The sequence below is a fragment of the Vibrio parahaemolyticus genome, assembly GCF_900460535.1.
Lineage (GTDB): Bacteria > Pseudomonadota > Gammaproteobacteria > Enterobacterales > Vibrionaceae > Vibrio > Vibrio parahaemolyticus.
Map to the genome: position 1 here is coordinate 1207805 of NZ_UHIL01000002.1, position 15511 is coordinate 1223315.

The window sequence follows — 15511 nt, forward strand, 5'->3', positions numbered from 1 at the left end:
TTAGGCTAGGGCACTTTCTACATAAAGTAGGTTTATCATGAAAGCCAAATATAAATTTGCGTTGGTATCTATTGCTATATCTTCTGCATTACTATCAGGATGCAAAACTGGCGATATCGCAACGAAAACTGCCCAAGAACCCTCTGTTGAAACCGTTACCCTAACCGAAACAAAAATCACTCCTTATCATACTTTTATCGGTCGAACTGAAGCGGTAAATGACGTTGATATTATGCCTCGAGTCGGTGGCGAATTAACCGCGATTCATTTTAAAGATGGCGATATGGTCGAAAAAGGCCAATTGCTGTTTGAAATCGACGACCGTCCTTACAAAGCGGCACTGGCGTATGCAAAAGCGTCGTTGCAAAAAGCAAAAGCACAACTCGTTCAAACTACGCGTGATGCAGAACGTGTGAAGAAACTCATCAAAGATAAAAGCATCAGTGAGCAGCAATACGATGACGCCATTGCCGCGCACGCCGCAGCGATTGCTTCGGTAGAAGAGGCGAAAGCGACGCTGGTTTCAGCAAGGCTCGATCTTGAGTTTAGCTCTGTGCGTGCTCCTTTCTCTGGCCGCGTGGGTTTCAGCAACTTCCGAGTGGGTGACCGTATTTCGAAAATTCAACTCGTTCCTCTTGTTTCGATCACTCAAATCGACCCAATTCGCTTTGGCTTTGATGTGGATGAGAAGCTCTACCGCCGAGTAAGAAGTGCCATTGATGTGGCTCATCGTAACGATGACAAACTGGATGTTTATTTAACACTGACGCTTTCAGACGGTTCATTGTATCCACTTGATGGCAAGATCTACGCCGTTGGCAACAAGATCGATTTAGAAACAGGCTCAATTCGAGCAGAAGCACAATTTGATAACCCAACTTACGCGCTAATGCCGGGTGAATATGGCAACTTGACCATCAAGCTGCGCAACAAAACCATTGATGGTTTGCTTATCCCATCGGCGGCTGTTCAGCAAGACCAAGCGGGTGACTACGTCATGGTGGTTGGTGATGATCACGTGGTGTCTCGTCGTAACGTTGAACTCGGTCAGACCTACGGTGTGAAACGTGCTGTGCTGACTGGTTTGGCGGCTAACGAAAAAGTCATCGTCAATGGTCTACAAAAAGTGCGTCCGGGCGCAACGGTGAAAGACGTTGAACTACAGAGTGAACAAGGCTGAGTGAGTACTGATGTTAAGTAAATTTTTCATTCACCGGCCGAAGTTTGCTTTGGTGATCTCACTGGCGATGACATTGATGGGTATGATCGCCCTGAAAGTCTTGCCAATTTCTGAGTATCCTCAAATCTCTCCGACGGTAATTACGGTGAGCACCATGTATCCGGGTGCAAACGCGAACGTGGTTAAAAAGACGGTTGCACAGCCGATAGAAGCCAAAGTCAACGGCGTTGAAGACATGATTTACATGTCTTCTGTGATTGGTAACGATGGTTCATACACACTACGTATCTATTTTCGAGTGGGCGCAGATGGCGATATGGCGCAGGTTCGTGTGAACAACTTGGTGGCGCAAGCGACGTCGTCTCTACCACAAGAAGTAAACCAAATCGGTGTGACGGTTAAGAAGAAATCTTCCGATATGCTGGGCGTTATTACACTGCGTTCTCCGAAACAGTCTCACGATAGTATCTACCTCTCTAACTATGCGGATCTCAATATTGTTGAGCGTTTAAAACGTATCGAAGGTATGAGTGACATTACGCTGCTGGGTAAGAAAGACTACTCAATGCGTATTTGGTTGAACCCAAATAAACTGGCCACCTTGAAGCTTTCCGCTAGTGATGTTATTGGCGCAATTAAAACGCAAAACATCCAAGTGGCGGCGGGTAAGATCGGTGGTATGCCAGCTCCGGGTGACCAGCAATATCAATATGTTTTGCAAACCAAAGGTCGCCTTACTTCTGCGGAAGAGTTCGAGAACATCATCATCCGCGCGAGCAAGAAAGGTTCTTTGATTCGCTTGAAAGATGTGGCTCGTGTGGAAGTTGGCGCACAAGGTTACGAAGCTGATGGTCGTATGAATAACGAACCAGCCGCCGTTCTGGCCTTGTACCAGTTGCCGACAGCGAACGCGCTAGACGTGATGGAACGCGTGAAAGAGGCCATGAAAGAGTACGAGAAATCGTTCCCAGATGATTTGGTCTACGACATCGCTTATGACTCTACCGAATACGTAGAGACATCGATTGATGAAGTGTATGAGACGCTGGTGATTGCGGTACTTCTTGTAACCTTCGTGGTGTACGTTTTCTTGCAGAACTGGCGAGCGACCATCATTCCAACCTTAGCGATTCCGGTTTCCATCATTGCGACGTTCGCAATCATGGGCGTGATGGGCATGACCATTAACACGATCTCGTTGTTTGGCTTGATCCTCGCCATCGGTATCGTGGTGGACGATGCGATCATCGTGGTGGAGAACGTGGAGCGGGTTATCCATGAAGAGCATTTAGACCCGATTCCGGCCACGATCCAAGCTATGAAAGAAGTGACGGGTCCAGTATTGGCAACAACGCTTATTTTGTTGGCGGTATTCGTACCGGTTGCGCTATTGCCGGGTATTTCTGGTCGAATGTTCAACCAGTTCGCGGTCACCATCTGTGTGTCGGTGCTGATCTCTGCGATCAACGCATTAACGTTAACGCCAGCGCTTTGTGCGTTGATGTTGAAATCTACTCACTCGCAACCTATTGCGCCTTTGCGTGCGTTTAACCGCGGTTTTGAAGCAATAACGCGCAAATACCAAGGTTTAGTTGGCTTCTTGAGCCGTCGTATTGTGCTGAGTATCGGTGTGTATGGCGCGCTTATTGCGGTGCTGGCGTTTGCGTTCATGACCGTACCTTCTTCTTTCGTACCGAACGAAGATAAAGGCGTGTTCATGGTCGAAATGCGTTTGCCAGATGCAGCAGCATTGCAGCGTACTGCGCCATTAATGAAGAAGTACGTTGATGAGCTAAAACAGATGGAAGGTGTGGAGAACGTGGTTTCGGTTGCGGGCTTCTCGGTAATTAACATGGCGTCGATTCCAAACTCGGGCATGTTGATCATCAAACTGGATAACTGGAGCAAACGTAAAGACCCTGAGCTACACCAACGCGCATTGATGAATAAAGTTAACCAAATGCTGAACTCAACGCCAGATGCCGCTTCGTTCGTTTTCGCGACGCCGGCAATCAAAGGCATGGGTGCGGTGGATGGTTTCAACCTTGTGCTGCAAGACAACTTGGGCCGTTCTCCACAAGAGTTGGCAAAAACAACCGCTGATTTTGTTGCCCAAATCAATCAACTGCCTGAAGTGGCGCGTGCGTTCTCGATTTTCCGTGCGAACATTCCGCAACGTTACATTGATATTGACCGCGATAAAGCGATTTCGATGGGCGTACCGTTGAATGAAATCTTCAGCACACTGCAAGCACAGTTGGGCGGCGCCTACATTTCTGACTTCAACTTGTTTGGTCGTTCGTACCAAGTGAAAGTGCAAGCAGAAGAGCAATACCGTGACAACATCGACGACATCGACCATCTGTTTGTTCGCTCAAGCTCTGGAAAAATGGTGTCACTGGCAACGCTAGTGAAAGTGAAGCCGATCTTCGGCCCTGATACCTTATCGAACTACAACATGTTCAGTTCTGCAACCGTGAACGGTGCGCCAGCGCCAGGTTACAGCTCGGGTGATGTTGTAAAAGCCATTGAAAAACTGGCTGCGGAATCTTTGCCAAGTGGTTACTCGTACGAGTGGTCAGGCATGACTTACCAAGAGATGAAAGCAGGCAACATGGCGCCAATCGCGTTCGCATTGTCTTTGCTGTTCACCTACTTGTTCTTGGTGGCTCAGTACGAAAGTTGGACTATTCCTGCTGCGGTAATGATGGCGGTTCCAGTCGCGATTCTCGGCGCAATGGGCACGCTACTGCTGGTGGGACAACCGTTCGATTTGTACGTGCAGATTGGTGTGGTCATCTTGATCGGTATGTCCGCCAAAGTGGCGATTCTTATCGTGGAATTTGCCAAAGTTCTGCGAGAAGAAAAGGGCTTATCCATCATTGATGCTGCCAAAGAAGCTGCTCGAATTCGTTTCCGTGCAGTACAGATGACCGCATTCGCCTTCATCTGGGGGGTATTCCCGTTGGTGATTGCATCGGGTGCTGGTGCGGCATCTCGTCACTCACTGGGCTTTGCGGTATTCGGCGGCATGATTCTCTCTACGTTTGTAGGCACGTTGCTGACGCCGGTGTTCTTCGTGATGATGCAATCTCTGCGCGAGAAGTTTAAGCGAAAGAAACCCACTGAACTTGAGGTGAGCGAGCAATAACGCTGATTTCAACTGACTCCACAACACCCCCACGCTGTGTGCGATTGGCCAATGCCTTTCATTGATATACAACCACCGTCGCAGCGTGGGTTCCCCTAACAATAATAGGTTTTAGCATGAAAAATCTTTCAAAAATCGTCGTAGCGAGCTCTCTACTGACGTGTGCTGCTGCGCAAGCGGGTGGGTTATACCTTTACGAAACTACAGCATCGGATATTGGTTTGGCATCCGCTGGTATGGCGGCTCGTGCGCAAGATGCCTCAGTAATGGCAGCAAACCCGGCTGGTCTGGCGAATGTTTCTGGTAAATCTTTCTCTGGTAACCTGATTGGCCTTTACGGTGACGCGCAACTAGACACGATGACTGGCGATGCGGGCAACGTGATTGGTTTTGTTCCTATGGCGTCGGCATTTTACAGCCAACAAGTGAACGACAAATGGACGCTGGGTATTGGTCTGTATGGCAACTACGGTCTTGGCCTCGAGTACGAAGGTCTTTTGGGGGATCATTTAGATATTCCTACAGCAACGACGCAAGCCTTAACCATTCAACCTTCCGCTTCTTACCGCATCAATGATCACTGGTCTGTGGGTGCGGCGCTTGGCATTCAGTACGGTATGTATGAAGTGGAAACGAAGGGAGCCTTGAACTTCAATGACGAAGACCAAGATACTCAGCTCAACGGCCGAGTAGGTGTACTTTATGAGGCAACACCAGGCACGCGTCTTGGCCTGTCTTACTCTTCTGAAACCGAATTTGAATTCGACAATAGCAACTCCATTGCTCCGCAACAACTGATCTTCAGTGCTTACCACGAAGTGAATGATGACCTAGCAGTGATGTGGAACGTGAACTGGCAAGACTGGAGCGAATACACAACCACGCTTAAGGCTGCAGATTTGGTCGATGTAGAGACACAAGACACTTACCAAATCGCATTGGGTACTCAGTACAAACTGAATGAAAAAATGATGTGGAATGCAGGTTTTGCATTCGATACCAGCATGTATGAAAGCCAATCAAACGGTGACATTACCGTTCCTACTGGCAAGGCGTACCGCATTGGTACAGGTATTGATTACAAATTGGATTCAGAAAACTCAATTGGTTTCGCGTTTGAAGCGATCTTGATGGAATCGTCAGAAACGCCACGCTTACAAGCTGGCTTTGATGAGCCTGCTCTGTACTTCATGAGCATGAGCTACAACTGGAAAAACTAATCATTCCTAATCGCTAAAACGCCTTCCTTACAGGCCATTCTACCCTAACTACCTGCACTGGATGCTGTCATGCCATCTAAGGTAGTTAGGGCGCTTCTGTCACATCCAGTGAGTGATGATTCAAAAAGTATCTGCGCAGCTAAGTGCGGGTATTCAACATCTCAAAGGACTAAAAAATGAAAAATAAACTAGCGTTAGTGTGTACGACTTTGTTGGTCAGTACGCTGGCTCATGGTGCCGAGCATCGAGTAAAAGACAATAAAAACAAGTTGGCGGATGACCCAACAAAAGTCATCACGAAATTTGGCGCGTCGTACGCAAACAACTACGATTTTGATGATCAAAACATCTCATTCTCGGGCTCACTTGCGCTTGACCAAGCGCGCAAAATTAACCTGCGTATCAATGATGATGCGAGCGAGTGGCGTATTGGTGGCTCGTGGTTGTTTCCGGTCGGTATCGTGAACTTCAACTTCGGTAAAAATGAATACGTAAACGGCGCGGATCAAACCAACTACAGCGTTGGTACCTTTATGCCGCTAAGTTATTTCGGGATTGAGCCAGCTGGCTTCCAAATTTTCCCAATGGCAGGCTATACGTACAACACTGGTGATGTTCCTGTTTGTGACGGTGCAGAAAGTAGCCACTGTAGCGAGCCTAACTTTACGGGCACGCCAAGTGCAGAGAATGGCTTCAATATGATGAGCTCTTCAGGCAGCAGCGGTTACGTTGGTGCATTTGCGCTGAAATCGTTTACCAAAGAACTGACGTTAATCAGCTTCGCCGCGGGCACTTACGGCTCAGAAAACAGTGAAGGAGAGAACTACAAAGGCTTCTTTGGTGGTATGGGCCTTGGTTACCTTGTGAACAAACGCCACTCGTTTAACGTAATGACGTTTGTCATGGACAACAACACCTATCTGGATGAAGCAGACAAGCGTGTTGCGGTATCGTACCAATATCAATTTGAATAATGGAAACACAGCGCTAATGCGTTTGTGACGTCTAGTCCGTCAACACAAGCAAGCCTGTGATTCGAGCGTGTCACTGACATTATTTCAGCCCTTGCTCAGCGATGAATACTGAGGAAATTCTCAAGCAGCAATGCGAGAGATAGCACAGCATGAATAACGCCAGTGATAACGTTCAATCGGTTTACGCTTGTTCTTCAATACTCTTCTGGTATTGATGTTTCAAAACGTACATGCGCTTCACGTCACGATAGCTGCCATTAATGAAGTACTCTTCGATAAGATGGCCTTCCTCAATAAAGCCGCACTTTTTATACAGATGGATGGCAACTTCGTTCTCAACCGCAACCAATAGGTAGATTTTGCGTAAGTTTAGGATGGAGAAAGAGTAATCCAATGCGCGATGAATCATTTCCATCGCATAACCACGGCCTTGATGGTCTGGCGCGATGATGATTTGAAATTCCGCACTGCGGTGGATGTAGTTGATTTCAATCAGCTCCACCAAACCAATCAAAATGCCGTCAGCGTCTTCAACGACAAAGCGTCGTTCTGCGTCATCGTGAATGTGTTTACGGTAAAGTTCTTCGAGCTCGTCATAGGACTCGTAAGGTTCTTCAAACCAGTAGGCCATGATATTGCGATTGTTGTTGAGTTCGTGGATAAAACGCAAATCAGAGCGTTCTAACGCACGCATTTTTAGGCCTTTTTTCATCCTGCTTCTCCAATGAGTGGGAGGGAAAATCCTCCCCGGTTGATGCTAGAAAATCTTAACGTATCTTAGGGAAAACACCTCGCATATTTTCATCAACTTTGTCATTTGTATCAACGGATATTTGACCTGCGTCAAACTTTGTAAGTTGCTAAAATCATTAATAATACTCGTTAATCCAGACGATAAAAAAGCTGATTAGTAAGGGAGGCTGATTTCATATTAAATACCGCGCAACGACTTCGTGTCTTAATCTAAACAAACAAGGTATTCAATATGTTTTCAATCGGTGACGTAGTAGTAGCGACTAAAGGTGTCGAGCAAGGCGAAATGGTTGTTACAGGTTTAAGCAGCGGCGGTTTTTACGCTCACGTTAAAGCTGGCGAAAAGACGCTAACTTACCCTGCTAAAGATCTTAAGAAAGCATAATTCAATTTGCTGACTTCTTAATCCCAAGTCAGCGCAAGGTGATTCACTCCTCATCTTGAATTTACTTGGGAATCGCAAAGGTAGCGCATCAGTCGCTACCTTTTTTATTGTTGATTCATCATCTCACTCATTGCTCATTCGATACGCCTTGATGCTCGCTGTGGTTGATTTCTACGCGATTTCTCCCGGTTTCTTTCGCTTTGTATAACGCTAAATCAGCACGTTTCACTAACGGCTCAAAAGAATCATCCAAGCCACACACTTGAGTTACCCCAATACTGGCGGTGAATGTCATATCACGCCCTGAATATCGAATCGTCGTGGTTTCTAAGGCATTTCGGATGGTTTCTAACGTATCCATTGCTTCTTGAGAAGAGCGGCTTCTCAGGACGATAGCAAATTCTTCACCACCGACACGAGCAAGCAGGTCGCATTCTCGTAAATGCCCTTTAATGGTATTGGCAGCATGGATGAGAGATTTGTCGCCAGCGTCGTGCCCAAACTTGTCATTCAGTTTTTTAAAGTTATCTAAATCCAAAATCGCGACGTGGAATTTGATCCCTTGCGTGCGAAATTCAGAAAGACGATGCTCAATTTGACGCATGAATTCTCTGCGGTTTGGAATGCCAGTAAGATCGTCTGTGGTGGCGAGGTGCTCCATTTTCATGATCTGAATATGCAGTGCAATGTTCAACGCTATCCAGTTGGCAATGCATTGCAACTGTGCTGCTTGTTCCTTGGTATAAAAATGGGTTTGATGATGCGCGACGTTAAGCGTGCCCAAGCACATTTGACCATGCATCAGCGGCGCATCCATACACGTGCCCATACCGCTGGAGGTCAACATGACGCAATCTAGCTCGTCAGATTGAGAAACGTCGTCACAAATGATCAGTTGTTGGTTTTTGAACACACGCCCGACGAAGGCTTGTTCAATCGGCACGAGAAAATCGGCAGGAATCGCTTTATTGCCGGAAAAAGAGTAGACCTTGAGGTAGTCACTGTTTTCGTACAGCGTAATGCTGGTGCGGTCAGATTCAAAAATCCGATTGATCCATTCTGCGACAGTATCGAGCACCTGCTGTAACGTCTGTGATTGAGCCAAAAAGTGAACAAAGCCGATCGGTAAACATATTGGGCTTTCCATGTTTTGCGTCGACAAGTCATTTGGGTCAAAAGTTCTTTCAAGTCTCAATAGCCATCTCCCTAGACATTCCTCTAAATGTAAACAATAAGTAACACGCAGCTATTTTCAAGAAAAATACGTTCCTTTAACAGAGTATGGTTTATTTCTCGCCACTTGTGAGTGTCAGGTTGCTTAATGTGAGCTTGAACTCATGTCTAAACCGATAATTTTTATGCCTAATTAGCAAGAGGTGACCATTCGGTAAAGCGTAGCGAAGACAGCAAGAATAAGAGAGATTTGTTAAGCATTTGAGAGAGCAGGTAAGAAAAAGCCCCTCTGAATGAGAAGGGCTTGGTTGCTCGAGTTCGAGCTTAACTTTCTTTGTAGTGCTCTAAAATCAGTTGGCTGATTTGCGCGATCAGTTGATCGCGAGCTTGAAGCGAAAGGTCTGTGTCTGTGACGTAAATACTGATGTAAACCGGCTTGTAGTTGTCTTTCCAAATCATCGCGCTAATGCCGCGTGAACCGTAGTTACCTGCGCCAGAGCGGTCTGCAATCGACCAGCCTTTTGGCAGAACAGAGCGCATGAGCGAATCCGATACTTTGTTGTCTTGCATCCAGATTTTCAGCTGTGTGCGTGACTCGTAAGATAGGGCGTTATCTTCCATCAAGGTATGTAGGGTGTTTACCATGGCGTTAGGCGTTGTGGTGTCTCGCTTATCGCCCGGTTTTGCTTCATTCAAACGGGGTTCCAATCGGTCAAGTCGCGTTGCTTTGTCGCCAATAGATCGCAAAAACAGCGTGACCGCTTTAGGACCACCAATTTCATTTAGCACTAAGTTCGCGGCGGTGTTGTCGCTCATCAACATGGCGGCCTCACAAGCGTGTTCGATACGTGTGCTTTGTCCAGCCAGTTTATCCATCACCGGAGACCAAACCACAATATTGCGTTCATCGATTTTCGCTGTGGCATTTTTGTTGAGTTTGCCGCTGTCCATGTCGCTTAGCATGGTGGCACACGCTAACGTTTTGAATGTGCTCATTAATGGGAAACGTTCGTCTCCGCGATAATCCCAACGCTCGTCCGTTTGTGTATCCCAGACTGACACTCCAATTCGCCCAGATGTTTGTTTCTCGATGAGGGATATGTCTTCGTTTAATTTGGAGGCGTAACTAACAGTTGAGCAAACCATCAGCCCAACCAACAGGAATAACTTTTTCATGCGTGGTGTTCTTCGTTCTTTTGGTTTTGATTCGCACTTTGGCGATGTTAAGCAAACTATAACGAGTGAATACTCTAACCACTGTTAAATCCCTGTCGATTTTCTGTAGGATTCTGCGCAATACCTCCAAGTTTGTTATTGACCTTAGGTATATTGTGGGTTTACTCAACTTTACGAATATTGACGTTGCATTACGCTAGAAAAACTAAACTAGAGTTGTCGTCAATTTGAGAGTGATGTTCATGAAAACTGTACGAAATTTTGTATGGATGATAATTGCCGCCGTGTCTGTGTTGTGGTGGATGAGTGAACCGCAACTGCTGTCCTCGACCCAATTCTTCCAATGGCGTTCCGCGCTTATTCAATATTCTGGTGTTTTGTCGTTGGCTTTGATGTCTATTGCGATGGTGTTGGCGCTGCGCTTACCTGTGATCGAGCAATGGGTTCACGGGATGGATAAGGCCTATCGTGTGCATAAATGGCTCGGCATTGCGGGGGTTAGCCTCGGAGTCGTGCATTGGTTGACGTATAAAGTGCCAAAATGGCTGGTGTCGGCAGGAGTGCTCGAAAAACCAATCAAACACACCGGGGTTGGGCCTTCTGGGAACAACTTTGTCGGTTTAGAACTCTGGGTCAAAGAGTTGCGCGATGTGGGGCTTGGTTTGGGGGAGTGGGGTTTTTACCTGCTCTTAGCATTGCTCGTGGTGTCATTGTGGACGGTTGTTAAATACAAGCCATTTAAGTTGTCGCATCGTTTAATGGCTGCTGTGTATTTGATGATTGCTGTTCACTCCGTTTTGCTGATCAAACATGCGCACTGGGGTGAGCCAATTCATTTTGCTGCCTTGGGCTTTGCCTTGATGGGCTCTGCAGCTGCCGTTTATAGCTTGCTTGGTTTTGTCGGACGAGCAAATCGCCATCCCGCCAAAGTGGTGTCGACTCGCTACTTCCCTCAAGCGCGAGTGATGGAGCTGGTTTTGGCGCCAAGCAATAGCGGCCAAGGAAAACCTTGGCAAGGACACAAAGCTGGGCAGTTTGCTTATGTTCGTTTTGGTAATGAAGATCCGCATCCGTTTACGATTGTTTCAGGTGAGCATGAAGCAGAGGTACGCTTTTTGATCAAAGAGTTGGGTGATTTCACCACGGATTTGTACCACAGGGTTAAAATTGGTGAAGAAGTGATGGTTGAAGGCCCTTACGGACGCTTGGCGTTTGACGTCAATAAGCCGCAGATTTGGATTGCGGGTGGTGTTGGGGTCGCATCGTTCTTTGCCATCTTAGCGTCACTCAAATCGCTAAAAACGCATCCTCCTGTGCATTTGTTTTACTGCACGCGAGGTTTGGACAGTCACTTAGTGGACGAGTTGTGGAAAATGGCACGTCTTGCGCAAGTGAAGCTGAACGTGATTGATACGGCGGTGTCTCCTCGACTTAACGTAGAGCGTATCGCGAGCGAATGTGGCGATTTAGAGCGTTATGAGTTCTATTTCTGCGGGCCTGAAGCTTTTTCGCAAACACTGAAAAAAGAGTTGAATGCTTATCGCGTCGATACCAAACGTCATTACCATGAAGAGCTGTTCGTCATGCGATAGTGGCAGGGATGAACGAAACAAAAAGGAGCTGAGTGCAGCTCCTTTTGTCTTATTGTATTCATGTCTAACGTATTGTCATCATTAGATTATTTTGTTTAATCCGAAGCCTACTTATAACCTTACAACTTCACTTTTTTGACCATGCCAGCTTCTGCGTGGCCTGGAATGTTACAAGCAAACTCTACGTTGTTGTCTCCGTGGAAGTGCCACGAAATCTGTTTTGCTTTACCCGGTTCTACGGTGACAGCATTGCCTGAGTCGTGCATGTGATTACCTGACATGTTTTTCATCATCTCACGGTGCTTAAGTTGTTCTGCTGCTGAACCGATGGTGAACTCATGATCGATTTTGCCCGTGTTCATCACCACGAACTGCACGACGTCGTTCGGTTCGATTTTTACGTCTTTCTTGAAGGTGATTTTCATGTCATCGCTCAAAATTACATGGACGACTTTATCCGGTTTCGCCCCATTCGCTGGCATACCCACGGCTGACATTCCTGCCATGCCTTGCATGTTGGAGTGATCCATTTTTGAATGATCCATCGGCATCTCGTCCATGTTCATGTTATCCATCGACATCGAACCATGGTCCATTTTGCCGTGATCCATGTTGTCGTGGTTCATGTTCGAGCTATCCATTTGCGCGAATGCGCCTGCTGATACCATAGTTAGAGCAAGAGTGATAAGTGTCTTTTTCATGTTGATTTCCTTTACTATCAATGAGGTAGTGCGCCATTGCGGTTTGTACAATGGCGCTTGTTGTTTATTTCTCTGGGTTTTGAGTTTTGTTGACTTCTCGCTGCTTCCACAGCTTGAAGATTGCTGGTAACACCAGCAGAGTCAGTAGTAGGGCAGAGGCCATGCCGCCAATCATTGGTGCAGCAATGCGCTGCATGACTTGAGAGCCAGTACCTGAGCCATACATGATAGGGATAAGGCCAATGATGACCGTGAGAACCGTCATCATGACCGGACGCACACGCAGCCCCGCGCCTTCTCGAATGGCATCGGTTAAATCACCAATTTTCAGAGCTTGTTGGTTTTCTTCTGCGTGAAGTTTTTTGTGGTGCCACGCTTGGTTGAGATACACTAGCATGATGACGCCTATTTCCACCGCAACGCCAGCGAGAGCAATAAATCCGACCCCCACGGCGATGGAGAAGTTGTAGTTGAGGTAGTGCATCAACCACAAGCCACCAACCATCGCTAAAGGCAAAGTCAGCATGATGATCAGCACCTCACCCACACGGCGGAAGCTGAAGTAAAGCAACATCATGATGATCACCAAGGTTATCGGCACGACCACACTCAAGCGATCTTTCGCGCGTTCCATGTATTCGTATTGACCAGACCAAGCGAGCGAATATCCAGCCGGGAGCACCAGTTGGTCAGCCACTGCTTGCTGCGCTTCCACCACATAAGAACCAAGGTCTCGGCCATCGATATCCACAAACACCCAGCCGTTAGGACGTGCGTTTTCGGTTTTGATCATCGGCGGACCGTCTTCGTAACGAATGTCAGCGACATCAGCGAGTGCGATACGCGCTCCATTTGGTGTCACTAGCGGTAAGTTTTGCAGCTTAACCACAGAGTCACGGTAGTCTTGCGGGTAGCGAACGTTAATCGGGTAGCGTTCCAAGCCTTCAATGGTTTCTCCAACATTCATACCACCGACAGCGGTTGAGATGACTTGCTGAACGTCTTTGATGCTCAATCCATATCTCGCGGCAGCGCGGCGTTTAATGTCGATTGTTACGTAACGGCCACCGGCTACACGCTCGGCATAAACCGATGAAGTGCCGCGAACGTTGTTCAAGATAGGTTCTAACTGCGCGCCAATCTTTTCGATCTCTTTCAGGTCTGGGCCTGCGATTTTGATCCCGATTGGCGTCTTAATGCCCGTCGCAAGCATGTCGATACGCGTTTTGATCGGCATTACCCACGCGTTGGTTAGCCCCGGGAACTGCACGAGATTGTCGAATTCTTTGCGCAATGACTCTGTGGTCACGCCTTCACGCCATTGGTCATGAGGTTTGAGCTGAATTACCGTTTCAATCATGGTGAGTGGTGCTGGGTCGGTGGCGGTTTCTGCACGGCCAATCTTGCCCCAAACCGTTTTGACTTCCGGTACGGTTTTGATCAGCTTGTTCGTTTGCTGAACCAACTCACGTGCTTTACCGATGGAAATGCCCGGGTAGGTGGTCGGCATGTACATCAAATCGCCTTCATCCAATGGTGGGATGAATTCGCTGCCTAGTTGGCTAGTTGGGTAGTACGCCGATGCTAATAGGCCGAGCGCCAGTACGATCATCGCTTTCGGATATTTCAAGCTCAGATTAAGCAATGGACGATACAGCGCAACCAGACCACGGTTAACAGGGTTCTTATGTTCTGGCAGTATTTTACCGCGAATAAAGTAACCCATTAGAACTGGCACGAGCGTGATCGCAAGTGCTGCCGCTGATGCCATGGCATACGTCTTGGTAAAGGCGAGAGGAGAGAACATCTTGCCTTCTTGACCTTCCAGTGCAAACACTGGAACAAAGCTTAACGTGATGATAAGCAGCGAGAAGAATAGGGGCGCGCCCACTTCTTCAGCGGCTTTGCCAATCACTTGCCAGCGGTTCTTATCCGTGAGTGGTGTTCGCTCAATGTGCTTGTGGACGTTTTCTATCATCACGATGGCACCATCCACCATTGCACCGATGGCGATGGCAATCCCCCCGAGCGACATGATGTTGGCATTAATGCCTTGAGAATGCATCACGATGAACGCAGCAAGGATACCTACAGGCAAGCTCAGGGCGATAACCAATGAAGAGCGAATGTGGAACAAGAACAGTGCACAGACGATGGCTACGACGATGAACTCTTCCGCTAATTTCTTCCAAAGGTTATCGACAGCTGCATTGATCAGCGTAGAACGGTCGTAAGTGGCGACGATTTCAACGCCATCCGGCAAGCTACGCTGTAAATCTTCTAACTTGTCTTTAACTTTGCTGATCACTTCACTTGCGTTTTCGCCATAGCGCATCACGATCACACCACCCACCGCTTCACCTTCGCCGTTAAGCTCAGAGATACCGCGACGCATTTGTGGACCTAAGTTGATGTCAGCAATGTCACCCAATAAGAGCGGTGTACCTTTGTCGGTCACTTTAAGCGGCAGCGATTTAATGTCTTCGATGCTGGTCAAGTAACCGGTGGTGCGAACCATGTGCTCAGCTTCAGCAACTTCAACTACGGATGCCCCCGTTTCTTGGTTGCCGTTTTGAATCGCCATGTTTACTTGTTGCAGCGTTAAGTTGTATGCACGCAGCTTCGCCGGATCAATCTGGACTTGATACTGCTTAACCATACCGCCTACGGTTGCAACTTCAGAAACGCCATCGACGGTTTGCAGTTCGTACTTTAAGAACCAATCTTGCAAACTGCGCAGCTCGGCAAGGTCATGTTGACCCGTTTTGTCTTGCAATACATAGCTGTAGACCCAGCCCACACCCGTAGCATCTGGGCCTAAGGTTGGTTTTGCACTTGGTGGTAATTTAGGTGCAACTTGGCTTAGGTATTCCAAAACACGTGAACGTGCCCAGTACATGTCGGTATCGTCGTTGAAAATGATGTAAACGTACGAATCCCCGAAGAACGAATACCCACGAACGGTTTCTGCACCCGGTACGGCGAGCATCGCGGTGGTTAGCGGATAAGTGACTTGATCTTCCACCACTTGCGGTGCTTGACCCGGGTAGCTGGTTTTGATGATCACCTGAACATCAGAAAGATCCGGAATTGCATCAACAGGCGTATTCTTTACACTGTAAAGTCCTGCTAAAACAAGCATTAAGGTCGCGATCAAAACCATAAAGCGGTTGTTGAGTGACCAGCGGATAATTGCTCCAATCATA

The 15511-nt window shown here is 47.5% G+C and carries 11 protein-coding genes; 6 read left to right on the plus strand and 5 right to left on the minus strand.

The genetic code is table 11. The annotated features are described in order from the left end of the window. Window positions 1-37: 37 nt before the first annotated feature. The 4 genes from vmeP to DYB02_RS22575 all read left to right on the plus strand — a co-directional run bounded on the left by vmeP (window position 38) and on the right by DYB02_RS22575 (window position 6525). Window positions 38-1180 (plus strand): efflux RND transporter periplasmic adaptor subunit VmeP, encoded by a 1143-nt coding sequence (gene vmeP / locus DYB02_RS22560; RefSeq protein ID WP_029804073.1) that lies wholly within the window; start codon window positions 38-40, stop codon window positions 1178-1180. A gap of 10 nt (window positions 1181-1190) precedes the next feature. Then, window positions 1191-4331: an efflux RND transporter permease subunit VmeQ gene (gene vmeQ / locus DYB02_RS22565; RefSeq protein ID WP_029804071.1), complete on the plus strand. Its 3141-nt coding sequence runs from the start codon at window positions 1191-1193 to the stop codon at window positions 4329-4331. A 116-nt stretch (window positions 4332-4447) separates the two neighbouring features. Beyond that, window positions 4448-5551 (plus strand): OmpP1/FadL family transporter, encoded by a 1104-nt coding sequence (locus DYB02_RS22570; RefSeq protein ID WP_023624730.1) that lies wholly within the window; start codon window positions 4448-4450, stop codon window positions 5549-5551. A gap of 176 nt (window positions 5552-5727) precedes the next feature. Continuing rightward, entirely contained in the window at window positions 5728-6525 is a 798-nt protein-coding gene (locus DYB02_RS22575; protein ID WP_029804070.1) for a hypothetical protein, read from the plus strand. A gap of 181 nt (window positions 6526-6706) precedes the next feature. On the opposite strand, the gene speG is transcribed toward DYB02_RS22575, so the two are convergent. Beyond that, window positions 6707-7237, minus strand: a complete 531-nt coding sequence (speG, locus tag DYB02_RS22580) for a spermidine N1-acetyltransferase (protein ID WP_005459711.1) — start codon at window positions 7235-7237, stop codon at window positions 6707-6709. Window positions 7238-7510: 273 nt separating this feature from the next. Here speG and DYB02_RS22585 point away from each other — a divergent pair, with 273 nt between their 5' ends. Continuing rightward, window positions 7511-7663: a hypothetical protein gene (locus DYB02_RS22585; RefSeq protein ID WP_005459713.1), complete on the plus strand. Its 153-nt coding sequence runs from the start codon at window positions 7511-7513 to the stop codon at window positions 7661-7663. Between the two features lie 127 nt (window positions 7664-7790). Here DYB02_RS22585 and DYB02_RS22590 read toward each other — a convergent pair whose 3' ends face one another. Together DYB02_RS22590 and DYB02_RS22595 are read right to left on the minus strand one after the other, a co-directional pair. Further along, a complete protein-coding gene (locus tag DYB02_RS22590; protein ID WP_029804067.1) occupies window positions 7791-8858 on the minus strand; it encodes a sensor domain-containing diguanylate cyclase in 1068 nt (355 codons plus the stop codon). Window positions 8859-9160: 302 nt separating this feature from the next. Continuing rightward, the gene (locus DYB02_RS22595) at window positions 9161-10012 is read right to left on the minus strand and encodes a carbenicillin-hydrolyzing class A beta-lactamase CARB-18 (protein WP_005459715.1); all 852 of its coding nucleotides are present in this window, start codon (window positions 10010-10012) and stop codon (window positions 9161-9163) included. Window positions 10013-10254: 242 nt separating this feature from the next. Here DYB02_RS22595 and DYB02_RS22600 point away from each other — a divergent pair, with 242 nt between their 5' ends. After that, entirely contained in the window at window positions 10255-11604 is a 1350-nt protein-coding gene (locus tag DYB02_RS22600) for a ferredoxin reductase family protein (protein ID WP_029804066.1), read from the plus strand. Between the two features lie 119 nt (window positions 11605-11723). Here DYB02_RS22600 and copI read toward each other — a convergent pair whose 3' ends face one another. Beyond that, window positions 11724-12305 carry a copper-resistant cuproprotein CopI gene (copI, locus tag DYB02_RS22605; protein ID WP_029804065.1) on the minus strand — a complete coding sequence of 194 codons (582 nt, stop codon included), beginning with the start codon at window positions 12303-12305 and terminating at the stop codon, window positions 11724-11726. Between the two features lie 64 nt (window positions 12306-12369). Continuing rightward, window positions 12370-15510, minus strand: a complete 3141-nt coding sequence (locus DYB02_RS22610; RefSeq protein ID WP_029804063.1) for an efflux RND transporter permease subunit — start codon at window positions 15508-15510, stop codon at window positions 12370-12372. Window position 15511: the final 1 nt, after the last annotated feature.